15 protein-coding genes and 1 tRNA gene are annotated in these 23,934 nt (G+C 65.2%); 4 read left to right on the top strand and 12 right to left on the bottom strand.

The window, feature by feature from the left end; genetic code table 11:
- Nucleotides 1–10: 10 nt before the first annotated feature.
- The 4 genes from FHX37_RS19335 to FHX37_RS19320 form a co-directional block, all read right to left on the bottom strand.
- Nucleotides 11–1,213, bottom strand: a complete 1,203-nt coding sequence (locus FHX37_RS19335) for a PucR family transcriptional regulator (RefSeq protein ID WP_141925634.1) — start codon at nucleotides 1,211–1,213, stop codon at nucleotides 11–13.
- 171 nt (nucleotides 1,214–1,384) lie between these two features.
- On the bottom strand, nucleotides 1,385–2,086 hold the full coding sequence (locus tag FHX37_RS19330; RefSeq protein ID WP_246062444.1) for a hypothetical protein: 702 nt from the start codon (nucleotides 2,084–2,086) through the stop codon (nucleotides 1,385–1,387).
- Between the two features lie 123 nt (nucleotides 2,087–2,209).
- Nucleotides 2,210–2,722 carry a DUF6114 domain-containing protein gene (locus FHX37_RS19325; RefSeq protein WP_211351962.1) on the bottom strand — a complete coding sequence of 171 codons (513 nt, stop codon included), beginning with the start codon at nucleotides 2,720–2,722 and terminating at the stop codon, nucleotides 2,210–2,212.
- Between the two features lie 73 nt (nucleotides 2,723–2,795).
- A complete protein-coding gene (locus tag FHX37_RS19320; RefSeq protein ID WP_141925633.1) occupies nucleotides 2,796–3,440 on the bottom strand; it encodes a DUF6230 family protein in 645 nt (214 codons plus the stop codon).
- A gap of 385 nt (nucleotides 3,441–3,825) precedes the next feature.
- On the opposite strand from FHX37_RS19320, the gene FHX37_RS19315 reads away from it, so the two are divergent.
- A complete protein-coding gene (locus tag FHX37_RS19315) occupies nucleotides 3,826–4,014 on the top strand; it encodes a hypothetical protein (protein ID WP_141925632.1) in 189 nt (62 codons plus the stop codon).
- Nucleotides 4,015–4,838: 824 nt separating this feature from the next.
- Here the strand turns inward: FHX37_RS19315 and FHX37_RS24165 are convergent.
- On the bottom strand, nucleotides 4,839–6,056 hold the full coding sequence (locus tag FHX37_RS24165; protein WP_141925631.1) for a DNA cytosine methyltransferase: 1,218 nt from the start codon (nucleotides 6,054–6,056) through the stop codon (nucleotides 4,839–4,841).
- A gap of 217 nt (nucleotides 6,057–6,273) precedes the next feature.
- Here FHX37_RS24165 and FHX37_RS19305 point away from each other — a divergent pair, with 217 nt between their 5' ends.
- From FHX37_RS19305 to FHX37_RS19295, 3 genes are all read left to right on the top strand, one after another.
- Nucleotides 6,274–9,042, top strand: a complete 2,769-nt coding sequence (locus FHX37_RS19305; protein ID WP_141925630.1) for a hypothetical protein — start codon at nucleotides 6,274–6,276, stop codon at nucleotides 9,040–9,042.
- 48 nt (nucleotides 9,043–9,090) lie between these two features.
- Nucleotides 9,091–14,529 carry a DEAD/DEAH box helicase gene (locus FHX37_RS19300; RefSeq protein ID WP_141925629.1) on the top strand — a complete coding sequence of 1,813 codons (5,439 nt, stop codon included), beginning with the start codon at nucleotides 9,091–9,093 and terminating at the stop codon, nucleotides 14,527–14,529.
- 91 nt (nucleotides 14,530–14,620) lie between these two features.
- Nucleotides 14,621–15,037 (top strand): very short patch repair endonuclease, encoded by a 417-nt coding sequence (locus FHX37_RS19295; RefSeq protein ID WP_281288326.1) that lies wholly within the window; start codon nucleotides 14,621–14,623, stop codon nucleotides 15,035–15,037.
- Between the two features lie 471 nt (nucleotides 15,038–15,508).
- On the opposite strand, the gene FHX37_RS19290 is transcribed toward FHX37_RS19295, so the two are convergent.
- From FHX37_RS19290 to gnd, 7 genes are all read right to left on the bottom strand, one after another.
- A tRNA-Ile gene (locus tag FHX37_RS19290) sits at nucleotides 15,509–15,585 on the bottom strand.
- Nucleotides 15,586–15,731: 146 nt separating this feature from the next.
- Nucleotides 15,732–16,349, bottom strand: a complete 618-nt coding sequence (locus tag FHX37_RS19285; RefSeq protein WP_141925627.1) for a DUF3566 domain-containing protein — start codon at nucleotides 16,347–16,349, stop codon at nucleotides 15,732–15,734.
- Nucleotides 16,350–16,494: 145 nt separating this feature from the next.
- A complete protein-coding gene (gene gyrA, locus FHX37_RS19280; RefSeq protein ID WP_141925626.1) occupies nucleotides 16,495–19,068 on the bottom strand; it encodes a DNA gyrase subunit A in 2,574 nt (857 codons plus the stop codon).
- 64 nt (nucleotides 19,069–19,132) lie between these two features.
- Nucleotides 19,133–21,070, bottom strand: coding sequence for a DNA topoisomerase (ATP-hydrolyzing) subunit B (gene gyrB, locus FHX37_RS19275; protein WP_141925625.1), 1,938 nt, complete (start codon nucleotides 21,068–21,070; stop codon nucleotides 19,133–19,135).
- A 289-nt stretch (nucleotides 21,071–21,359) separates the two neighbouring features.
- On the bottom strand, nucleotides 21,360–21,848 hold the full coding sequence (locus FHX37_RS19270) for a DUF721 domain-containing protein (protein ID WP_141925624.1): 489 nt from the start codon (nucleotides 21,846–21,848) through the stop codon (nucleotides 21,360–21,362).
- Nucleotides 21,841–22,974: a DNA replication/repair protein RecF gene (gene recF / locus FHX37_RS19265; RefSeq protein WP_141925623.1), complete on the bottom strand. Its 1,134-nt coding sequence runs from the start codon at nucleotides 22,972–22,974 to the stop codon at nucleotides 21,841–21,843. The genes FHX37_RS19270 and recF overlap by 8 nt, the downstream gene beginning before the upstream one ends.
- 43 nt (nucleotides 22,975–23,017) lie before the next feature.
- Nucleotides 23,018–23,929 carry a phosphogluconate dehydrogenase (NAD(+)-dependent, decarboxylating) gene (gene gnd, locus FHX37_RS19260; protein ID WP_141925622.1) on the bottom strand — a complete coding sequence of 304 codons (912 nt, stop codon included), beginning with the start codon at nucleotides 23,927–23,929 and terminating at the stop codon, nucleotides 23,018–23,020.
- Nucleotides 23,930–23,934 lie beyond the last annotated feature (5 nt).

Genomic DNA, 23,934 nt, shown 5'->3' with positions numbered 1-23,934 from the left:
TACGGGGATGTCAGGTGGGGTCCCGTTCCGCTCCCGGCTCCTGCCCCGGCGTCTCGCCGAGCTGCGGCAGGAGCCGGCGCGCCCGCAGCACCAGTTCCAACTCGAACCTGTGGTCGGGGTCCCGTAGCCACTCTCCGAAGAGTTGTTCCAGACGGCGCAGCCGGTAGCGCACCGTCTGCGGGTGGACGTGCAGTCGCTGCGCCACCTCGTTGGCGTTGAAACCGACCTGCAGCCAGACGAGCAACGTGTCGGCCATGCGGTCCCGCTGGACAGGCCGGAGTTCGTACAACGGCGCCAGGCGGTTGCGCGCCATCGCCCGCACCAGCTCGGCGTCGCTGCACAGCATCACCGGCACCAGATGATCGGACCACCGTACGACCCCGGTACCGCCGATCGTGCCCGACCGCATCAGTTCGAGGGTGTCGCGGGCGCGCGAGAGCGAGGCAGCCCCCTCGGTGATGCTTACCGTCGGCCCCAGGGCGGCCCGCCAGTCCCGCAACGCGAGCTCGAGGGAACGCAACCGTCCGGGACCGTCCGGATCGGGCACCACGACACACGGATCCGCCCGGTTGAAATCGGTGAGTGTGTCGGGAGGAAGCATGGGAGCCGCCGCGGAGTCCGGATCCGTGTTGTGCAGCACCGCGACGGATATGCGGCTGGGAACCCGCCACTCGGCGGCCCTGGCCAGGTCGAACACCGCCTCGATGTTCGGGGAGTCGTCTGCCAGCAGGAGGTTGAGCAGGCGTCCGCGGCGGCGCTGCAGTTCGTCGAGAGCGCTGGCCTTGGCCCGGTTGTAGCCCTCCGTGGCCGCAGCGGCGATCTCCTCGAGGAACAGGAACGCCGACTCCCCCAGGACACTGATCTGCTGGCGGGACAGTTCCAGCGTTTCGGACATCATCGTGATGCGGCGCCAGGCGATCACCGCTGCGCTGCGCATCGCCGTCTGCAGGCTGTCCAGGCTGCGTCCCTCGTGCGCCTCTCCCGCGCCGACGGCCCGGAACTCCGCGTGCAGTTCGGCGACGCGGGGGTGCGGTTCGCCGATCCGGCCGAGGAATGCGTTCAACGCCCGTTCCACAGAAGTTCGGGTGACCCGCAGGTACTGGGGGTCGCGGGAGCGAGCGTACTCGGGGATACGCGACTGTATCTCGGCGACGATCTCGTCGCTCGTCGGCGCAAGCGCCTCCCGGAGGCGCGCCCCGAGGTCGGCCGGCATGTCCGCGAGCGGATTGTGTTGAAACTGCGACGTGGGGGATTCGCTGTCCAACACTACCTCCGCCGTTCCACACGAGCCGGGAGCCGTACCGGTTGCGTCCGTTCTCCCACGGTTCCTGCTACGGACGGTCCCCGGCGGTGCCGCCGGGGACCGTCCACGCGGGGATCGCGGTTACTGGATGGTTATGGGGGTGTCCGGCGAGCTCTCGTTGTTCACCTCGTAGTCAGCGGAGAACAGGGCCTCGTCCGAGTCGGTGGGGCAGCCCGTTCCCCCGGTCACGTTCACCGGTGTGCTGACGTCGGAGAAGGACAGTTCGGCGGGATCGCCGTTGGTCCACTCCCCGGTCGCTGTAGCGGGACCGTCCGGCGCACCGACAGCCTCGCACGAGGCCAGTCCGCTGGTCTGCACGACGAGGCCGCCCTGGGGGAGGACCAGGGATGCGGTGCTGGGCGAGCCGCCCTGCGCCTCGATGGTCCATTCGCCCGAGGTCGTTACCTCGGCGTCGACAAGCGGCATGTTCGTCGTGCAGTTGTCGAAACTCGGCGGGTTCACCGCGGAGACCACGGGCCCGTCCGGGTTGGTGTTGTCCTCCGGAACCTTGTTGGCGTCGTCGGTACCGAGCGGGTCGGTGGGGTTCGTCTCGGATGTGTCGCAGGTCACGGTCACGCTGCCGACCGTGAACGCCGCGGAGCTCGTGAGGTGGGCCGAGAAGTAGTCACCCGCCGGTTCCACTGTGGTCGAGGATGCGGCGAAGGCCGCCCCCGAGGCGAGAGCGACCGCTCCCGCGGCTCCCGCCGTGGTCAGCGCAAGCCGCGCGCCTATCCGGTGCGGGGTACGGGTACTGGACGTTTCTCCTTGAAGAATGCGCCACATTGTCAGTTTCCTTCCGGAAAATGGGAGATGCGGGCGGCCCGGCTGTCCGGACCGCCCGTTTTCGGGCTGCGCCGACCGGGGCGGGGGATGAGCTCCGGTAGACGCAGGTCTGGGGAAACCTCGTCAGCCCTGGTTCACCGAGGGAGGTTGGGGGAGTGTTCCGGCCGTGGGGGACGGCTCTTCCGCGGGGTTCTCCTCCCGATCCGGATCGGAACGGGACTCCGGGGTACCGCGACGCTTCCCCCGACGTGACCTCCGCCGACGCGGCGTCGGCTGCCACGCGAACATCAACCCGCCGCCGAGCAGTGCCAGCAGGGTTCCGATGACGAACCCGCCGAGGTTCGACAGGACGAGAGCTCCCAAGCCCACGAGCACGGTCAGCACGCCCGCGATCGTGCGCTGGCCGGGGGTGGCCCAGGTGATCAGGCCGAGAGCGATCAGGAAAACGCCCATCAGCACCGACGTGATCCCGGCCGGCCCCTGAACGAACATCACCGAGGCCGGAGCCAGCGGCAGAGCTGCGATCTCGGCCCCGGACAGCATCGCCAGTACTCCGCCCCAGAAGGGGCGCCGCCGGCGCCAGTTACGGAAGGCGCGCCATCCTCGGCGGACCAGAGAATCCCGTCGAGTCCGCATCAGCTTCCCTTCACTCGACCGCCCCTGGCGAGCGGTTGGGCCTCTTCCGTTCGGAGCTACGCTCGCCCACAGGTCAGAAGCACTCGGAGTCGCCGCGTTCGACGTTCAGATCCAGCCCGGAGAGGCGGAACGTTCCGGCGTTCGCTGCCCAAGCGGTCTGTTCCAGGTCGTTGACGGTGATCGAGTCACCCTGCATGCCGAACAGGTCCTGCATTCCCTGGGCGCCTTCCGGTCCTTTGTCCAGGGTCGAAGCGTCCCGGCCGATTTCCAGCTCGGAGAACTCCGTGTCACCGCTCATCTGGGTCATGTCGATGAAGAGGTCCGAGGATTCGACGGGAGAGCCCTCGGTTCCTGCGGACAACTGCAGTGACACCTGCCCGAGTATGGGGAACTCGGTCAGTACCGACTGGCAGAGGTTGTCGATCTCCGCGTCCTCGATGGCCGCGACGGACACGGGACGCACGTTCTCCCGAACGTCCTCGTCGAGGGACCCGTAAATGGCGACCCCGTCACCGCGCATCTCGTCAGCCGAGATTTTGAACTGCTGCCCCGAGACCGCGAAGGACACCGCCATAGCCCCGTTGGCGGCTCCCAGCAGAAGCGCGCCCGCTCCCGCGAGCGCGGGGACGGTCAGCAGCGCGAAGCGGCCCCAGCTCGTGTGGCTCTGCGCCTGTTCCTGCTCCTCCTGCTCAGGAAACTCTTCCGTTTCTTCGCTCATCCCTGTTCCTCCTTGAGCGGCGTGTCCGTGTTACGGAGCCCGGCCGCGGGGCCCCGCGCCGGCGACGGTGGCGACGACTACGTGTGGGGGATCGGTACCTCGGGCCGGCCAGCGGACACGTTTCCTGTTAAGTGCGAATAATCATGGAATGAACGACCCTCTTTTTCAAGAGGGTTACGGGTAACATTCGGCGGGGGAGTAGGGGTCGGACCTGTTACTGATGTTGCGGTATCAACTCTTCGCCTTTCTGTACTGGAAAAACGCGACACCGGTACGGACCCCCAGCAGGGGCAAACATTTTCCTTTTATCAATGCGGTGATAAAACGCGTCGGTAAATTTCGCACTCGGATTCACGTTGCGATACCGGATCGATACACTTGCTCGATGCTCTGGCTCGGGGGCGTATACCAGACCACAGCTTCCGAGGGAGGACAGGCCAAACTCGCCCGCAACGAAGGGTGTAATAAGGCACCCGAGAACACCGCATATCCCGCGCCCCAGGCCGCCGACGGCAACCCGTCGCAGTGGTCACGGGGCGCTTTTACCACCGACAGTACCGCCAGCCCCGAATAGAGCCCGGTCACATGCCAGTTCCCACACGGAATACGTGGGCCCGGAGACACCTCCCGGACCCGCACCGCCGGTGCCGCACCCACTCCCGCGACACGGCACCGGTCACCGAAAACCTCAGAACGCGTAGTAATGCCACCCCGGAAGGCGCCGGTGATCGCCCGCTGTAGAAACACTCGATCGTATTGTGGCTGTCCGAGGACCGCACATACTCACACGCAGCGTAGCTATCGAAGGGGCCGACATGCCCGCTAGGAGCACTCACCGCGGACTCCGCGGAAAGGGGCATGACCGTTGCCATGGACGCCGCAGGCGTGCCCGCTACCGCGACTCCGGCGAACAGGGCGCCGATCGCGATCGACCCCGCCCGTTGAACACGAGTTCTCATAGTTCCCATCCCGCCATGTCGAGGACTAGGGATTACGAAAGAACTTTTTCCCAAATTTCACACAAACGACCAACGAGAAAAACCCTTCGATCCGGCCCCGGAACTTTCATTCTCTTTCACATAAACTGATTCGCATCCGAGGCAGGGATTTCATGAAAGAATCAAATCGGTGGCGCCCCCTCACCGCGGCCCTTGCTTGAGTGAGAGACATCGGCAACGGCCGGAGTAGGAAACATACCGTTTAGTCATATGAGAGACCTGCTAGTTGTCCCACCAACCACAATGGCACCGCGAAACCGTCCTCACGTGCGGCACGTGCCGGTCGTTTCTCCTCATGATCCCGTATATAGCCATGGCCGCGGAAGGAGGGAATCCACATACGCACCAGTGGTGGGAACCAAGACGGGACTCACTGGACAAGGATCACTCCCCTTGGGAATCAGGCGGAAGTCCGCGCTGTCTCCCCTGTCACGCGAGGCGCGCGCGGGGCAGGACCAAGGCCCTCCCCAGGATGAGCCTCGTGTGAACCAATGTGCTCTCGAAACTCAGTTGGAACGGGGAGAGGGGGGCATGGTGGTGGGACATCCGTGCGATGAGACCACAGCAATGTTGGTCGCTCCAGCAGTGTTCTCGATCGGGCCTCGGGAGTACCCAGACCGAGATCACGCACGAGGCAGCGCCCCAGTAGCTCGGCTAGAAGCGGCGGGGTGGCGTTACCGACGAGTCGCCTCCCTACCCGGAAGGGCCTGTCAATGTGCCATTCATCCGGGAAGCTCTGCAGACGCATCTGTTCCCAGACGGACAGAGGTCTGTTCTCCCAGTGGAAGGGGCCAGTACTTGGGCCGGGAGAGGCAGGAAGTGTCCAGGAAGGCCGGTCCTTCGCGAGCTTGAGAAGGAAGGACCAGAAACGCGTACGCCATCCGAAGAGTTCCTCCCCACCACCGCGGGCGGTCAAGTAGAGGTAGTTGCGTCCTTCCGGGACCGAGGGCAGTAGCCCTGCCCAACGACCGTGAGGCTCGGGCTTCTCATCCGAGGAGAGATCCGCGAGCACATCCCAAGCACGGACTGGGGCGTCGGAGTGCGTGGGCTCTGGCAGACGGGGCTCCAGCCCGTCATCTCGGTAGGCGATGGCGATCGCCCGACGTCTGTGTTGCGGAATCCCGTGATCAGCCGCGTCCACAACGGAGGACGCCAACTGATAATGGGTTCCATGCCGAGCGTTGATGCCGCGAAGCCTCTCCTTGATGAGCGGCCCTGCGCTCCCTCGTCCGTTGAGGAAGCCCGAGACGTTCTCGATCAAAAGCGCGTGTGGAAGGAAGGTCTCCAAGAGAGAGAGCATACCGTACACACACGCGGAACGGCGGTCCATCATGCCGCCACGAGCGCTCGAAGACCATTGGGCAGCTTTGGAGAATGGTTGGCATGGAGGGCCACCGGCGAGCACCTCCAGCTCTCCCACCTCTAAGCCGAGGCCTCGTGGCGTTAGCCAACGGTCCGCGGTCTCGACGTTGCCGTCCCCCACCAGCCTCCATCCCGGCCGATTGTCTCTGAGCACCGCTTTGGCGTCCTCGTCGGTCTCCAATGCGGCGATCGTGGACAGACCAGCGCGCTCAAGACCAATATCGAGTCCGCCTGCTCCAGTGAACAGCGAGAGCACCCGACCGAACGGACCTCCTAGGGGTGACAGGATGGGCTCCCCTCTCTCAAGGACGTGCGATGGGTGCCTCAGGATACTGGGATTTGGTCAGCACATGAAAGCTGAGGCTGAGCGTACCCAAAGTCCGAATTGCATCCAAATTGAGGAATCGTGGTGCCACGACCCATTCTTGTCCGATATCGTCTGCTCACTGACGCGTACCGGGCTTGGGGAGCAAATGCACTATGAAGACTGGAACGCCCTTCTCACCACGCACTTCTTCAATGAGACCGCGGCTCATACGCCAGTCTACTTGTTCGTCGATGACGATCTCCTAAGGGAGATCAGCCCTCCTGGCATGATCGATGCCTCCGCCCATGATCCAGTGGCCGACTTCGAGACCGCGGTGCGTACCGTCATATATGGGAACGACCCCTTCGGTCTCATCTTCGAGAGAACGTTGGGATGGCGCGATAAGGGACGACCAGGCCACCCGCCCTTCGTCGGAGTCCTCGCCGCCACCGTGCTCGCGGCTTCCCGCATGACCAGCGCTCCCGGGGTAGGGCGAGGGAATCACTCTTTCTACCGCCCGCTTCGGAGGATCCTGAAATTACCAGGAACTGGGATTCCCGAGGGATATGACGTCGTCATTCGCCGCCTCTGGGAAGAGCTGGAGACATGGCTCAACGATCATGGGGGACGCTATGGGTCACCCACCGCGCACACCCACTCCACTCTCACCTATGTGGGATGGGCTTTATCGCAATCCGTCCTCTCCCGGGACGATCACGACCGCATCGTCGATTTCCTCCACGAGCAAGGGCCAGCCTCTCGGAAGCTGGATACGGAGAGCTTGATCGGAGAGTTCGAGGTCTGGGCGTATAGACACCACATCACACAACGGCTCCGCAGGGCATTGACTGATAAGAGCACGCGTCTGCTGGTAGGCGAGGTGATCCAGCGTGAGCTAGAGAGTTCCGGGAGGAGTCCGTCACGAGACAGCACCGCCGCTTCCTCCTCCCACAACCGGAGGCCGCCGGGAGCGTTCTCTCAAAATCCTGCACCTCTTCGGCTCACCTGGCCCGATGACGGCATGCCCGACGGTGTCGCCATCCAGCTGGACTCGGTAGGCGAAGACATCAAACGCCAACTCATCGAAGATGGAGTGGCGGACCCACATACCACTGGTTGGGTGGAACTGTTCTCGCAGGACGAGATCACGCCTGGCAAGACCTTCACCATATCGGTGGCGGGAAACATACTCACACTGCCAGGACGAGATTGCTACGTTCTCGAGGCCGACGAGCTTCTTGGGGTGTGGCGAGAGGTGCCATATGCGGAGGTCGGCATCGAGCACCGGGTCCTCGTTCGAGAGGAGCTGGCCCAGCAGGCTAAGAGTGTCATGAGCGAGTGCGGCTCGCAGCGGCACCGAAGCCCTCGTCGCGTCCCTGTCCCCGAGGGATGGGTCGGGTTCTCCGAGTACATACCCAAACAAGCGGAGGACACTGTCATGGACTCCCTGGGTGCCTTGGCACCTCCACGTCACCATGGCGCTCGTCTGGTGGGTGGGCTCCCTCTGACCCCACACAGCAACGAGTATCTCCCCGGCGGCGTTCCTGATCTAGTCGTCCCTGTTTCCCCATGTTCGGGAAACGTCGGTCTCACTCTCCAAGGGAGACCATTGAACGTGGCTGAGGCTCGCTCAGGCGGCAGAGTGATCTTGAGCGAGCACATCGAATCGGTGGGATCACACACGATCGAGGCTGGGCCAAGGAGCCTCACCATCAACGTCACACGAGGCCAACGGAACTCCGTTCCCTCTCCTTCGCTCGTTCTCCCATTACGACAGGATGGAATGTTCTCCCTCCGTCCACACCGCTATACCGAGACACGTCATGACTCTCCCAAGACCAAGGACATCGGTCCCGAGGACTCGTTGAGCACGACGTTGTGCGGTGCGCTGATCTCGCCACCCTCCCGGAGTCCTGTCCCTCCCCGTCCGCGTTCCCCGGGCATTCGGGGAGAGGAGGGTTCCCTCCCCGAGTTGTCCAACGAGAGTAGCGAGGTCAAGACCACCTCATGGGATCTACTCCTCGAATGGTGCTCCGAGTACGGGAACGGCACGTTCGAGGCGTTCCGCCGCGCGCACGATTGGTTATCCGAACGGTATGCCCCTTGCACCGGCAAGTGGAGCAGGACGCTCTCCCGGCTCCAGCGCTTGGGACACGTAGAGGTCGATTGGGAATACCGTCGATGGTCTGTCGCGCCAACCGTGCTCGCCACTCTGTCCGACGAAGCCCACATGATGCTCGTGGGTGCGCGGTCACGACGTCTGCTTGAGCGTATCGACCACCTTGCTGAGGAAGAGGATCCTCACCTCCGCGCCCTGGCTAAGGACATCGCCGCCGATCCCCCGCGTCCTCAGAGGAATGGTCCACCTGTTCGCATGGTCTCCGCTGAGGGGAGACACGCGCAGGAACTCTGCTCGTTCTTGGGCATCGGCTGGGCTCCGCGTGCCGCTGAGCAGCTCGCGGCACGGCTGCCGACCCTCAAGGCGATGCTCGACGAGGGACAACCGGTGACAGGACCCGCGGGAGAGAACCCTCATTTCCTTCGCCCGGAGGATCCAGAGCCGTGGCAACCCGTAACCAAGGCAGAACAGTGGGGAGCTTACCAATACGAGGGTCATGGAAAGTGCCGCTACGCTTATCACATTCGGGGCACGAGTTTCATCGCTGATAAGCACGCCGTCATATACGCCGGCCTATTTCGAAGCCGGAGGCGTGTGGTGTCCTACGATCCAGAGCACCGAGAGTTACGCGTCGACGCTCGCTTCCCTCTCCCACTCCTGCATGCTCGCGCGGCGATCCTCAGTAGCGGCACGCTGCCTCGGTACGAACGATCTGACCGAGCTGAGCACTCCTATCAGGTCCATCCAGCGATCGAGCCAAGGGTCGCTGATCAGATCATCGGATCCCTCCAGCAGGACGCCTTCGACCTCCACTGATCGTTTCCTGCCTCTGCACCAGAAATCCCTATCGCGCGGAGGAAAGACGTGACCGGAATCACCCCTCTTCAGATCCACGCGCAGCTCGCCGAATACCTCAACCGCTACTACGAGACCGCATACTCGCTGCGCAATCCCTCGATCCAAGAGGACATACGACGATTGTTCGCCACGCCGGGCGTATTGTTCCAGGAACCATTCCTAGAACTACTTCCCGAGTACCGCAACGATGGTGACGACATCGGTGCGCTGTGCGATTCCATGGACATTCCGGAACTCGCGGAGTTGGTCGGGCTGGGCCTGATGTCCGGGATCCATCGGCCCTACATCCACCAAGCTGAGGCATTGCGCCAAAGTCTGCGTGGGAGGGACGTCGTGGTCGCCTCGGGAACTGGCTCCGGGAAGACGGAGGCGTTCCTTCTTCCGGTGCTCGCTCGCTTGGTCCAAGAGTCTCGGTCCTGGAAACCCAGCAGTATGACCGGGGAAGAGAACGCCTGGTGGCGCGATTCAGCGGAATGGCGTTCCCAACGTAAGGGAGAGGGACGGGCCGCCGCAATGCGCGCCATCTTCCTCTACCCGATGAACGCGCTCGTCGAGGATCAGATCATGCGTCTTCGGTCCAGCCTTGACGCCCCCGAGGTCCGGAGCTGGCTAGATGCCAACCGTGGCGGGAATCGCTTTTACTTCGGACGCTACACCGGACGTACCCCCGTCCCTGGCCCCCGCGACCCGCGAAGGTCCGAAGAACTCAAGAAGGACATGAGCGAGCTGGAGCGCCGATACGCTGCGCTGGACCAGCGCGTTCGGGACAACGGCACGGATGATCCCGACCCTCGCTACTTCCTACAGCGCCCGTTCGGAGCGGAAATGCGCTCACGCTGGGACATGCACGCCGCGCCACCGGATCTCCTCATAACGAACTACAGCATGCTCAACATCATGCTGATGCGCACGGATGAGGAAGACATGTTCGAGGACACTCGGCGTTGGCTCGCCGAGTCCAATCAGAATGTCCTCACTCTCGTCATCGACGAACTCCATATGTACCGCGGCACGCAAGGAGCCGAGGTAGCCTACCTACTTCGCAAGCTCCTGGACCGGCTTGGCCTGCGGGCTGACTCACCACAGCTCTCCATCGTCGCCACCTCCGCGTCGTTCGACGGCAGTGACCCAGAGGATAGCCAGTTCCTCAGCGACTTCTTCGGCCGTGACTCCGATCGGTTCCGAGTCCTTCAAGGTGAGCAGACTCCCGCCGAGGGTCACACCGATCTGTTGCAGTGGCGGGGACGACTTCGTGAGACTGAGCCGAGACTACCGCCTCTTTCCGAGGTCCAATCCGCTCTGCGACACGCCTTCGCGGATCCAGAAGGCGATGGCCTGCGCGCTCGCTCGCTTCCCGAGGTAGCGCGCTCCGTCCTCCCTGGTCTAGAGAAGGGTGAGGCGGAGGAGTCGCTGGACACACTGGTAGGCCTACTGGATAACGCTGAGGACTCCCGCGTCCGACTGCGACTCCACCTATTCCTGCGCAACGTCACCGGAATGTGGGCATGCAGCGATTCGCGATGCTCCGAGTTGCCCCAGCAGCTTCAGGAGTCGGACGAACGACGCGTGGGTGTGATCTACAGCCATCCGCGCTACGCATGCGAGTGTGGCGCCCGCGTACTCGAGCTGCTCTACTGTGACACTTGCGGGGAGATCTATCTCGGAGGTTTCAGCGCTCCCAGCACGCGGACCCAAGCTGACGAGCGCTACCTCGTGTCCACCATGACGAACTTGGAGTCACTTCCCGACAAGACGACCCAACGGCGCTATGCCGGCTCTTATCACATATTCCTGCCTACTCGGGGGACTCGTCCTGATATCGACGAATCGTCGATCAGACGAACAGGAGGGAAAGCAAACCAGCCGGACGCCAAACGACCGATCTACACCTTCAGCTTCAAGAAGGCACGGCTCGATCCCATCAACGGCCGGGTCACCACCGCCCGTGTGCCCTCTCCAGAGGTCAATGGGTACGCGCTGCGCATCAGCTCGAGCATTCCCGAGGCCCTCCCTCGGATCGGAGCTCTTCCCACGATCTGTCCAGCCTGCGGGGAAGACCGCGAGATGTTCGCGAACAGGCGTGCCTTCGAGGACCCCTCACGATCACAGTCGCCGATCCGAACAATGGGAACCGGTTTCGCGAAGACGAACCAGGTACTCTCGGACGCCTTGCACCGGTTGCTCACCACCAACCTGGTCGTGTTCTCCGACAGCCGACAGGATGCCGCGCGCATCTCCGCCGGGTTAGAGGAGTCCCACCACCACGACCTCGTCCGGCAACTGGTGATCCGACGCGTCGATGCGATCGATGATCCTGTGGAGCCGGCGAGGCGCTGGGCATGCGATGGTGACCAAGACGAGGAGGCGAGGCAGGCGTTCTGGCGGGTGTCAAACGAGGCCCCGCACGTCATCCAAGCGCTCTTCCAACTCAACGGGGCCCCGGACGATCAGGACGCCCTCACGACTGTGGCGAGCTACCGAGCATCGCTGGAGGGACCAACGTTGGTCGAACTCGCGAACGGGGTCGATCGCGAGGCCGTGTATCTGGGTGTCAACCCGGGAGGACCAGCTCCCTCGCTCGCGCGCTCGTCCGAAGGGCGCCGGTGGACCGAACTCTACGACTGGGATGGGGTTGTTCCCGCACCAAGATCACATGACAAACTCAGTGGGGACCTCCAAAAGCTTAGATCAGACATCGACAAGAGTACCCTCACGTTAGTCCAGCGGGCAGTGTTCGCGGGTGGTGGACGTGATTTGGAATCGCTCGGGGTCGCTCATGCGAAGGTCGCGTTGCCCCAGAGGAACTCCGTACTCGCTCCAGAGGCGTTCCAGCAGGCGTGCCTATCTGTCGTTCGACTGCTCGGCATTCGCCGTCAATTCCCCGAACAGCGTGAGCATCCGCCCTCTTCTCTACACCGCGCGGCGCGCGACTATCTGAGTGCGGTAGCGGAACACCATGGTGTCGGATTCGAGAGCCTAAAGGAGGAAGTGGTAGGGACATTGGAGGTCGAGAACGACGCATACCGCCTCCAAGGCAAGGATATATGCGTGGTTCCGGCCCCCGATGCCGAATGGTGTTGCGACACGTGCAGTCGCAGACACCTACACGCCTCAGCGGGCATATGCGCGTTCTGCCATACGCCACTGGGAAAATCCACCGAACGCACTGGGAAAGCCGAGGAGCTGGACTACTACGGTTTCCTCGCGCGTGCGGCGGGTCGTCCTTTCCGGCTTCACTGCGAAGAGCTGACCGGACAGACCGACAAGGACAAGGCCCAGGATCGACAGGCCCTGTTCCAAGGGGTCTTCCTCAGTGGTCAGGAGATCGAACGCGTCGACGCCATCGACCTCCTCAGCGTCACCACGACGATGGAGGCCGGTGTGGACATCGGCGGTCTCCGCAGTGTGGTGATGGCCAACATGCCGCCGCAACGATTCAACTATCAGCAGCGAGTCGGCCGTGCGGGGCGCCGCCACGACCACCTCTCGATCGCCCTGACCCTGTGTCGGGGCACCCGAACCCATGATGACCACTACTTTCAGCATCCTGAGCGCATCACTGGGGACCCGCCACCCAGCCCCTACGTGGATCTTAAACATCCGGAGATCACACGGCGGTCCCTAGCCGCCGAGCTACTCCGCCGTGCTTTTCGGGCCATCGATCCTCCTCGCGGCTGGGATCCGACTCGCGATGTCCATGGGAGTTTCGGCCGTGTCGGTGATTGGGGAAACGTTGCAGACGCTGTCAAGGAGTGGCTGCGCACCCATGAGGAGACCGCGGTCAAGATCGCGAAGGCATTGCTCCACGGCCAGGACGACGCCGAGGTCCGATCCATCGAATTGGCCTCGTGGGCCGCTCACGAGCTGGGAGAGCGCATCGACAGGGTCGTCGATGCGACCCTCACACACCACCCACTCGCGCAGACGCTGGCCCAATCCGGGCTGCTCCCGATGTTCGGCTTTCCCACCCGTGTTCGCTATCTTCACCAGGAGGTGCCCACGTCGAACTCCCGCACCCCAGATAACACGATCGACCGGGACATCGAAATCGCGATCTCCGAGTGGGCCCCCGGCGGAGAGGTCGTCAAGGACAAGAGGCTCCACACCGTGGTGGGCCTGACAGGATATGAGCGCCAAGGCAGACAGTGGCGGCCGGTGGACTCCCCGGAGGGGGAACCGCTCCGGGTGAGCATGTGCGCGCAGTGCCTCTCCTTGAGCCTCGACCCATCCGCTGAGACAGCATGTCCGGCCTGCGGTACCCCAGCGGATGGCGAGCATTACCGTGTCCTAGACGCTTGCCAGCCCCTAGGGTTCCGCACTAGTTACGCTCCAAAAGACTACGACGGGACCTTCGAGTTCGTGCCACCAGCGAACGCGGCGCGTCTGACATTCGACAGCGGGAGTGAGATCGACTCACGCACGCAGGAAGCCGCTCAGGTGCGCAGCGGATCGGGACGCGTCGTCGTGGTCAACGCGGGAGATGGCGGAGGTTTCCGTCTCGGACGCGTGCCTGGAATGGACGGCCTCATCGACACCGATCTACTAGCCGACAGCGATCGCGCGCGAGATCTTGGGTTACCCCGCAAGGATCCCCACGACGAGCGACGAATCGCGCTCGCGTCATCCAAGCCAACCGATGTCCTTTTGATTGGCTTGAGCGACAGACCTAGAGGGATATCGCTCGACCCGCGACGGATGGCGGGACGAGCCGCGTGGGTGTCCTTAGCGTCGCTACTTCGAAAGTCGGCCGCGCAAGAACTCGACGTGGACGGCAAGGAGTTCTCCGCAGGATGCTATCCCCACCGTGCTCCTGACGGCTATGTCAGCGCCGAGGCTTTCCTAGCCGACAGCTTGGAGAACGGGGCGGGATACTCGACCTGGCTCGGCGATCATCCGGATCGGCTACTTCAAGCATTGAAACGTGGAGCTGCGGACCTGCGGACCCACGGGGGGCGAGCCGGAGGGCCGAGTCCCTGTGACTCCTCGTGCTATGACTGCCTTCGCGACCACGGAAACGCGGGGTATCATCCGCTTCTCGACTGGCGGCTGGCGGAGCAGATGGTGCGCATGCTCGGGGGCGAGCAGCTCGATCTATCCATTGATCGCAAGTACGCGCATCGACTCGCGCGAGGATTCGCCACCAGCTTCACGCACTGGGACTGTTCCCTCGTTGGAGGGATTCCTGTACTTCGTGACCAGAAGGGGGATCTGGCGGTGCTTGTCATACATCCCTTGGAGGAGTGGACAGGCACGGACCGATCGCCTGCGATCGAGCACGCGCTGGCCTCACTCGCTCAGGAGGGCTTCCCGACGTTCGAGGCGTTCCAGGAATCACGCCAGACCTGGGAACCAGAGGGACCGGTCTCCGTCGCGGTCGATACCTTTGAGATGCTGCGACGCCCAGGATGGATCGAGTCTCGGCTCCAAGCCATGATGACGTTCTGAGTTGGCGGGATGATTCTAGCTTCTCACGAGGCCAACGCTAGTGGGGCGAGAGGAGTAACCTAACGAGGTTCGTTCTGACATACTCGCCTTGGTGAACGACTCTTGGGCCACTACTCCAGCGAGCCGCGCGGTCATGCGAGGGAACCGTGGATACGATACAGGGCCAGAGATGGCGCTGCGCAGGGCCCTGCACTCGATGGGACTACGGTATCGGGTCAACACACGTCCACTGAGCGAGGTTCGCCGGACCGCAGACGTCGTCTTCACTCGCGCCCGGGTGGCGGTTTTCCTCGACGGCTGCTTCTGGCACGGATGTCCTGAGCACTATCGTCCTGTTCAAGGGCGCAATAGCGAATACTGGAGATCCAAAATCGCTAGGAACCAGGAGCGCGACAGGGAGACTGACCGGCTCCTGGAGCAGGCGGGATGGACCGTCGTTCGAGTTTGGGAACACGAGGACCCGGTTGAGAACGCCAAACGCATCGAGACTCTGGTGCGTCGAGACTGATATGACCGCTCTCTGACCCCTGACCTTGCGATCGGTCCTCTCCTCTTCACCCCACGCTCAAACAGGGTGCGAGATGACCGCGGTGAGGACGAAGCCGCCTCGCAGGAAGAGAGTTCCACCTGCGCGGCCCCGACTCCTCGACTATGCCCGGAACCATCACCTGTATCCGGCGTTCGTCCTGAACGCCGCTCTACAAACCTCGACACGATAAGGTTCTTGAACTCACCCGGGATGACGCCGTCCTGGGACACGGCGTCATGTCGCTACACCGACAGATCCAGCAGGTCAATGACTCTCCTGAGCTGGCAGAGGTGAGGACACAGGACAGCCGACGGGGAGTACCGCTGCCGCCGTGGGCTCGAGGCGCTCTTCGATGACAGTGACGACGAGGAGGAGTAACCGCGTTGCTGTCACTACTGCTATCAAAAGGCCCCTGCCGTTATCCGACAGGGGCCTTTTCGCAGCTTATGATGGTGGGCGCACCTGGACTTGAACCAGGGGCCTCATCCTTATCAGGGATGCGCTCTGACCGTCTGAGCTATGCGCCCTCGCTCCGGTGGGACTCTACCGCATCACCGGCGTCTAAGCGAACCGGGAGCGGGACCCCGGCGACGACCGCCACTGGTTCCCACCGGAAACCGAGTTTACCCGCTGTCCGGCGGTGCTTCCACCGGAGGAGGAGGCTGGTCGACCGCTACTCGGTCTCGGAGAGCGTCACGTCGATACCACCCACCAGATCAGCCGCGAGGTTGTACAACATCGCCGCGACCGTGGACAGCGCGGTGATGAGGATGATGTTCAACGCGCCGATCAGCCCCGTGTAGCCGAGCACCCGGGCGGGGGAGAACCAGTTCTCCGGAGAGACGGCGACCTCCTCTCCCTCACCACCGTCGGTCAACGACGAGATCACGTCCGACACCGCGTCGAACACCCCCAGGCCGGAGAGGATCGCGTAAATCACGCCGACCGCGACGAACAGGATGATGAAGCACACCAGCGAGGTGACGAAGCTGAACTTCATCACCGACCACGGCTCCACCCGTCCCACGGTGAGGTGCGCCTTCCGGGTGGACGTGGTGGCCTTGACCGCCGGCCCCTGGTTCTTCGGCGCCGCCGCGGACGGGCCGTTCCCGCCCGCTCCCTGCTTCGCGGAGGCGCCAGCGGCGGCGCTTCCGGCAGTGGGGGCGGCTCCACCGGAACCGCTCTGCTTCTGGGAACCGTTCTTGCCTCCCGGGGTTCCGTCCCCGGCGGAAGGAGCCTTCCCCCCGTTCGCCTCCGGAGTCGCGGATTCCCCTTGGGTGTTGTCAGACATGGCTACGCTTCCGCTGCACTTTCCCTATGTCGATGGTGCGAAACCGGGTAGCGGGGGATGCGGCGTACCCTACCCGGCGGGATCCGGGTCGCGGTTCCCGCCGGTTCGATGCATTCCACGCTAACCGGACACACGGACGTTGAGGTCAGCTCTGCGCGTCCTCGGCAGCGCCACCCTCGGTTTCCTCCGCACCGGCGGCTTCCTCCACACCGGCTTCTTCGGTGTCGTCGGTTTCGGCGTTACGCGCCACCGCCACCACCTGGTTCCCCTTCTCGAGGTTCACCAGGCGGACCCCCATGGTGGCGCGGCCGGAACGCTTCACCTCGGAACTGTGCGTACGGATGACACCTCCGTTGGAGGTGATCGCGAACACCTCGTCCTCGTCCGACGAGACCATCAGAGCCCCGACGAGCCCGCCGCGCGCGTCCACCACCTTGGCGGTGAGCACACCCTTCCCGCCCCGGTTCTGCACCGGGTACTGGTTGGCGGGGGTGCGTTTCGCGTAGCCGCCCTCGGTCGCGACGAGGACGTCGGCCGTCCCCTCGGACTCCCGGATGACGTTCATGCTGAGCAGGTGGGCGCCCTCGAGGAAACGCATCCCGATGACACCACTGGTGGCGCGCCCCATCGGCCGCAGTGACTCGTCCGAGGCCGGGAACCGGATGGCCTGGGCGTCGCTGCTGATCAGCAGCAGGTCGTCGCTGGGGAACACCAGCCGCGCGGCGATCAGCTCGTCGTCCTCCCGCAGGTTGATCGCGATGATCCCCGCCGAACGGGACGAGTCGAACTCTTCCAGCCTGGACTTCTTCACCAGGCCATCACGGGTGGCCAGCACCAGGTACGGCGCGTCGTCATAGTCACGCAGCGCCATGACCTGGGCTATCTCCTCGTCCGGCTGGAACGGGAGCAGGTTGGCGACGTGCTGGCCGCGCGCGTCCCGCGCGGCCTCCGGCAGTTCGTAGGCCTTCGTGCGGTAGACGCGCCCCTTGTTGGTGAAGAACAGGATCCAGTTGTGCGTCGTGGTGACGAAGAAGTGCTGGACGATGTCGTCCTGTCTGAGCTGGGCACCGCGAACGCCCTTCCCGCCGCGCTTCTGCGCCCGGTAGCCGTCCAGCCGGGTGCGTTTCGCGTAGCCGCCGCGGGAGATGGTGACGACCACGTCCTCCTCCGCGATGAAGTCCTCCGCGCGCATGTCCCCCTCGAACGGGACGATCTGCGTGCGCCGGTCGTCCCCGTACCTGGAGACGATCTCGGCGAGCTCGTCGCGGACGATGGTGCGCTGCCGGGGAGGGGAGGCCAGGATGTCGTTGTAGTCCTCGATCTGGCGCATCAGCTCCTCGTACTCCGAGGTGAGCTGCTGGCGCTCCATCGCGGCGAGCTTGCGGAGCTGCATGTCCAGGATCGCCCTGGCCTGGAGGTCGTCGATCTCCAGCAGGCCGGACAGGCCCGCCCTGGCCTCGTCCGCGGAGGCGCTGCCCCGGATGAGCGCGATGACCTCGTCGATCCGGTCGATGGCCTTCAACAGCCCGCGCAGGATGTGGGCGCGCTCCTCGGCCTTGCGCAGCAGGTAGCGCGTGCGCCGGACGACGACGTCGATCTGGTGCTCCACCCAGTACCGGATGAGCTGGTCCAGACGCAGCGTTTTCGGCACCCCGTCGACCAGGGCCAGCATGTTGGCCCCGAAGGTCTCCTGCAGCTGGGTGTGCTTGTACAGGTTGTTCAGCACGACCTTGGCGACGGCGTCCCGCTTGAGGACGATGACGAGGCGCTGGCCGGTGCGGCCACTGCTCTCGTCCTTGACGTCGGAGATGCCGGAGACCTTGCCGTCCTTGACGAGCTCGGCGATCTTCAGCGCGAGGTTGTCCGGGTTGACCTGGTACGGCAGTTCGGTCACGACCAAGCACTGGCGGCCGCGGCTGTCCTCCTCGACCTCGACCACCGCCCGCATCGTGATGGAGCCGCGCCCCGTGCGGTAGGCCTCCTCGATGCCGCGGGTCCCCACGACGAGACCGTCGGTGGGGAAGTCGGGGCCCTTGATCCGCGCGATCAGGGCGTCCAGGAGCTCCTCGTCGGAGGCCTCCGGGTTCTCCAGGAACCAGTTCACCCCGTTGGCGACCTCCCGCAGGTTGTGCGGGGGGATGTTGGTGGCCATCCCGACGGCGATGCCGGAGGACCCGTTGACCAGCAGGTTGGGGAAGCGGGACGGCAGAACGACCGGCTCCTGGGAACGCCCGTCGTAGTTGGGCCGGAAGTCGACGGTCTCCTTGTCGATGTCCCGCAGCATCTCCATGGCCAGCGGCGCCAGTTTGCACTCGGTGTAGCGCATCGCCGCGGCCGGGTCGTTGCCCTTGGAGCCGAAGTTCCCGTTGCCGTCCACGAGCGGCATCCGCATCGACCACGACTGGGCGAGCCGCACGAGAGTGTCGTAGATCGCGCTGTCGCCGTGGGGGTGGTAGTTACCCATGACGTCACCCACCACGCGGGCGCACTTGAAGTACCCCCGGTCCGGGCGGAACCCGCCGTCGTACATCGCGTACAGCACGCGTTGGTGCACGGGTTTCAGTCCGTCGCGGACGTCGGGCAGGGCGCGACCGACGATGACCGACATCGCGTAGTCCAGGTAGCTGCGCTGCATCTCGACCTGGATGTCGACGGGGTCGATCCGCTGGCCGCGGGGTTCGGTTTCCTCGGGAGCATCCGGGGTGTTCGCATCCGTCACTGGATGTCGGTCCTTTTCGTGAGAGTCGTTCGCTGCCGTTGGGGCGTCTGGCCGTGTTCCGGGACTAGATGTCCAGGAACCGGACGTCGCGGGCGTTGCGCTGGATGAAGGAACGCCGCGACTCGACGTCCTCTCCCATGAGCACGCTGAACATCTCGTCGGCCTGTGCGGCGTCGTCCAGCGTCACCTGGAGCAGCACCCGCCCGTCGGGGTCCATCGTGGTGTCCCACAGCTCGTTGGCGTTCATCTCGCCCAGGCCCTTGAACCGTTGCACCAGGTCCCGCGGGCGGGGGTCCTTCCTGCCCGCCGCGATGCCGGCCTCGGTGAGCTCGTCGCGTTCCCGCTCGGAGTAGGCGTAGTCGGCCTCCTTCCCGCGCTGGTCCCACTTGATCTTGTAGAGGGGCGGCAGGGCGAGGTAGACGTAACCGGCCTCGATCAGCGGCTTCATGAAGCGGAACAGCAGGGTCAGCAGCAGGGTACGGATGTGCTGGCCGTCCACGTCGGCGTCGGCCATCACGATGATCTTCTTGTACCGCAGCTTGGTGATGTCGAAGTCGTCGTGGATGCCGCTCCCCAGGGCGGTGATGATCGCCTGGACCTCGTTGTTCTTCAGGATCCGGTCCACCCGGGACTTCTCCACGTTGAGGATCTTGCCCCGGATCGGGAGGATCGCCTGGTAGTTCGGGTCACGCCCGCCCTTGGCGGAACCGCCGGCGGAGTCGCCCTCCACGATGTAGAGCTCGCACTTGTCCGGGTCGGTGGACTGGCAGTCCGAGAGTTTGCCCGGCAGGGAGGTGGACTCCAGCAGCGTCTTGCGCCGGGTCAGGTCCCGGGCCTGCCGGGCGGCGATGCGCGCGCGGGCGGCCTGGCTGGCCTTGGTGACGATGTCCTTGGCCTCACCGGGGTTGCGGTCGAACCAGTCCTTCAGGTGCTCGTTGGCCACCCGCTGCACGAACGACTTCGCCTCGGTGTTGCCGAGCTTGGTCTTGGTCTGCCCCTCGAACTGCGGGTCGGCCAGCTTCACCGAGATGATCGCGGTCAGCCCTTCCCGGATGTCGTCACCGGTGAGGTTGTCGTCCTTCTCCCGCAGCAGCTTCTGGTCCCGGGCGTAGCGGTTCACGACCGAGGTGAGCGCCGTTCGGAACCCCTCCTCGTGCGTCCCGCCCTCGGCCGTGTTGATCGTGTTGGCGAAGGTGTGCACGGAGGCGGTGTAGGACTGGTTCCACTGCATGGCGATCTCGACCGAGATCCCCTCGCCGTCCTCCTCCACGTCGATGATGGAGGCGTGCGCCGGCTCCTTCTTCGCGTTGATGTGCTCGACGAAGTCCGAGATCCCGTTGGCGTAGTGGTACGTGTGCACCACCGGGGTGTCGGCGACGTACTCCGGCCGTTCGTCGCGCAGCGTGATGGACAGTCCCTTGTTCAGGAACGCCATCTCCTGCATCCGCCGCGCGAGGGTCTCGAAACTGTAGGCGGTCGTCTCGAAGATGCTGTCGTCCGCCCAGAACGTCATCTGGGTACCGGTCCGGTCGGTTTCCTCCCCCTGGACGAGGTCGGTCACCGGGCGGGCCCTGCGGTAGCTCTGCCGCCACACGTGGCCGTCCTGGCACACCTCCACCTCGAGGGCCGTCGCCAACGCGTTGACGACGGAGACACCCACACCGTGCAGGCCGCCGGAGACGGCATAGGACTTGCCGTCGAACTTCCCGCCGGAGTGCAGCGTGGTGAGCACGACCTCAACGGCGGGGCGCTGCTCCACCGGTTGCAGGCCGACCGGGATACCGCGGCCGTTGTCGGCGACCCGGACCCCGCCGTCCGACAGCAGGGTCACCTCGATCGCGTTGGCGTGGCCGGCGAGCGCCTCGTCCACCGAGTTGTCGACCACCTCGTAGACCAGGTGGTGCAAGCCCCGTTCACCGGTGGACCCGATGTACATACCGGGGCGTTTACGCACCGCCTCGAGCCCCTCAAGTACAGTGATCGATCGAGCATCGTAGGCCAAGTGGAAACACCCTCCTGCTGGGAACGCCCGCCGGGCGGCGAGAACAGTGCCTCCGGAACGGCCGCCGCTGCACAGAACCCCAGCGGGGACCGCTCGCTTTCCAGATGCATGCCCCCCCACCCCTGGAGTGGGACTCGCCGGCGGAAGCGTCCGAAGAACCTTCTCCATGATACCGCGCGCGCAGCCAGAGATTGGCATCCACAGCGCTGTATCGCTTCACAACGCACGAGCGGAAGAGGATGCGACTCCCTCCACAGCCCCCGTGCCATGCACCGGCTCGAGGTAGCGCTCAGCCCGCCCGACGGCGTCCCGGTCCGCGCCCCCGCCCGGGCCCGCGGACCGTGATGCTGCGCACGGTGCCGTCCCCCAGCTCGTCGTTGAGTCGTCGCAGCAGGTCACGCACCATGGCCCGCGCGTGTGTGGCCATCGTGGCCGAGTCGGCCGCGACGACCAGCTCCCCGCCCTCGTAGGACACCGGCGTGAGGTGCTGGGCGTTGAACTCGCCGACGATCTCGGACCACCGGCCGAACACGCCTCCCACGGCGACCTGTTCCTGCCACCCGCGTTCCTCCAGCCAGGCGCGCACCGCCTCACCGAAGGGTTGCGGCTCCCCGCGGCGTGAGCGCCGCCGCCGGGGACGCTGGGGTCGACCGTCGGTGGCAGCGCCGCGCTCCTTGGCCTGCGCACGCGCCTGGGCGAGCGCCTGGCGCGCGAGGTCGGCCCCGCTCGGGGCCGCGCGCTCGTCCTGTCCGCCGCTTCCGGCACCGGCATCAGTCACGTGTCACACCCCCCTGTTCCACCCGGAAGCGGGTTCCGTGCAGTTCGTCGGGAATGTCGTCGGCGACGGCCGCGCTCACCAGGACCTGTTCGGCGTGCTGGACGCGGTTGGCCAGCCGGCGCCGCCGCGCGGCGTCGAGCTCGGAGAAGACGTCGTCCAGGATCAGCACGGGGTCGTCACCGTCGGCACGCAGCAGCTCGAAACTGGCCAGCCTGAGGGCGAGGGCGTACGACCAGGACTCCCCCTGACTCGCGTACCCCTTGGCGGGAAGGTCGCCCAGGGCCAGTTGGAGATCGTCGCGGTGCGGCCCCACCAGGCTCACCCCCCGCTGCAGCTCCTGGTCCCGGGACGAGCGCAACGCCTCACGCAGCGCTTGGGCGAACCCCTCGACGTCGTGGGGCATCCCCGCGTCCTCGGGCAGGGCGGAACACGCGTAGCGCAGGACCGGTGGACCCGGGGCCGCCGCGAGTTCCTCGTAGGCGCCGGCGACCAGCGGTTGCAGTTCGGCGACCAGCGCCGCGCGGGCCGCGAGGAGTTCCGCGCCGGCCGTGGCCAGCTGTTCGTCCCACACGTCCAGTGTCGACAGGTCGGGTTTCTTCCCCTTGTTGAGGAACTGGGCCGAGGCCGACTTCAACAGGGCGTTGCGCTGTTTCACTATCCGTTCGTAGTCGGTGCGCACCCCGGCGAACCGCGGCGCCCGGGCGACGAGCAGGTCGTCCAGGTAACGGCGCCGCTCCGTCGGGTCGCCCTTCACGAGGGTGAGGTCCTCCGGCGCGAACAGGACGGTGCGCAGCACGCCCAGGATCTCCCTGGGACGGGTGGCGGGGGCCCGGTTCAGGCGGGCCCGGTTGGCCCGGCCGGAGTTGATCTCCAACTCGAGGACGGCCCGCTGCTCGCCCCGGTTCACGGCGGCCCGCACGACGGCGCGCTGTGCTCCCTTGCGGATGAGGGGAGTGTCGGTCGCCACCCGGTGGCTGCTCAGGCTCGCCAGGTAACCGAGCGCCTCCACCAGGTTGGTCTTGCCCTCGCCGTTGGCTCCCACGAACATGGCCGTTCCTGGTTCGAGCTCCAGGTACACCGACTCGTAGGAGCGGTAGTCGGCCAGCTGCAGGTGTGACACGTACATCCGGCCTCCAGCTACCCTGCCTGCCTACGCGGAACCGCGGGGGTCACTCGCGCGGGGTGTCCGCGGCCTCGGCGGAGTCGTCGCTGGGAGCGACGGCGTGGCCGCCGAACTGGTTGCGCAACGCGGCGATGACCCGCATGGCGGGGCTGTCCTCCTGACGGGAGGAGAACCGCGCGTACAGGGCCGCGGTGATGGCCGGGGCCGGAACGGCGTGGTCCACGGCGGCCTGCACCGTCCACCGGCCCTCTCCCGAGTCGTCGGCGTAGCCGCGCAGGGAGGCGAGCTCGGGGTCCTCGTTCAGCGCGCGGACCAGCAGGTCGAGCAGCCAGGACCGCACCACGGTGCCCTCCCGCCAGCTGTCGAAGGTACCCACGACGTCGTCCACGATCCCGGACGAGGCCATGAGCTCGTAGCCCTCGGCGAAGGCCTGCATCATGCCGTACTCGATGCCGTTGTGCACCATCTTCACGAAGTGGCCCGCCCCGACGGCTCCGGCGTGCACGTAACCGCCGCCCGAGTCGGGGGTGAGCGCGGTGAGGACGGGCTCGACGCGGGCGATGTCCTCGGCCGCTCCGCCGACCATGACTCCGTAACCGTTGTCCCGGCCCCACACGCCGCCGCTCACACCGGCGTCGATGTAGGAGATCCCCGACCTCTGCAGCTCGTCGGCGCGCTGCCGGTCGTGCGCGTAGTGCGAGTTCCCGCCCTCCACGATGAGGTCGCCGGGCTCCAGCAGACCGCCGAGCTCCTGGACGGCCTTACTGGTGGGATCTCCGGCCGGAACCATCAGCCAGACGACGCGGGGCGCGTCGAGGCGGCCCACCAGCGCGGAGAGGCTGTCGACGTCCCGACTGTCGGGGTCGGTGTCGTAACCGACGACGTCATGGCCCTTGTCGCGCAACCGCGCCGCCATGTTGCCGCCCATCTTGCCGAGGCCGACCATTCCCACTCGCATACTGG

The sequence above is a fragment of the Haloactinospora alba genome, assembly GCF_006717075.1.
Classification (GTDB): Bacteria; Actinomycetota; Actinomycetes; order Streptosporangiales; family Streptosporangiaceae; genus Haloactinospora; species Haloactinospora alba.
This window is presented reverse-complemented; position numbering and strand designations above follow the sequence as displayed.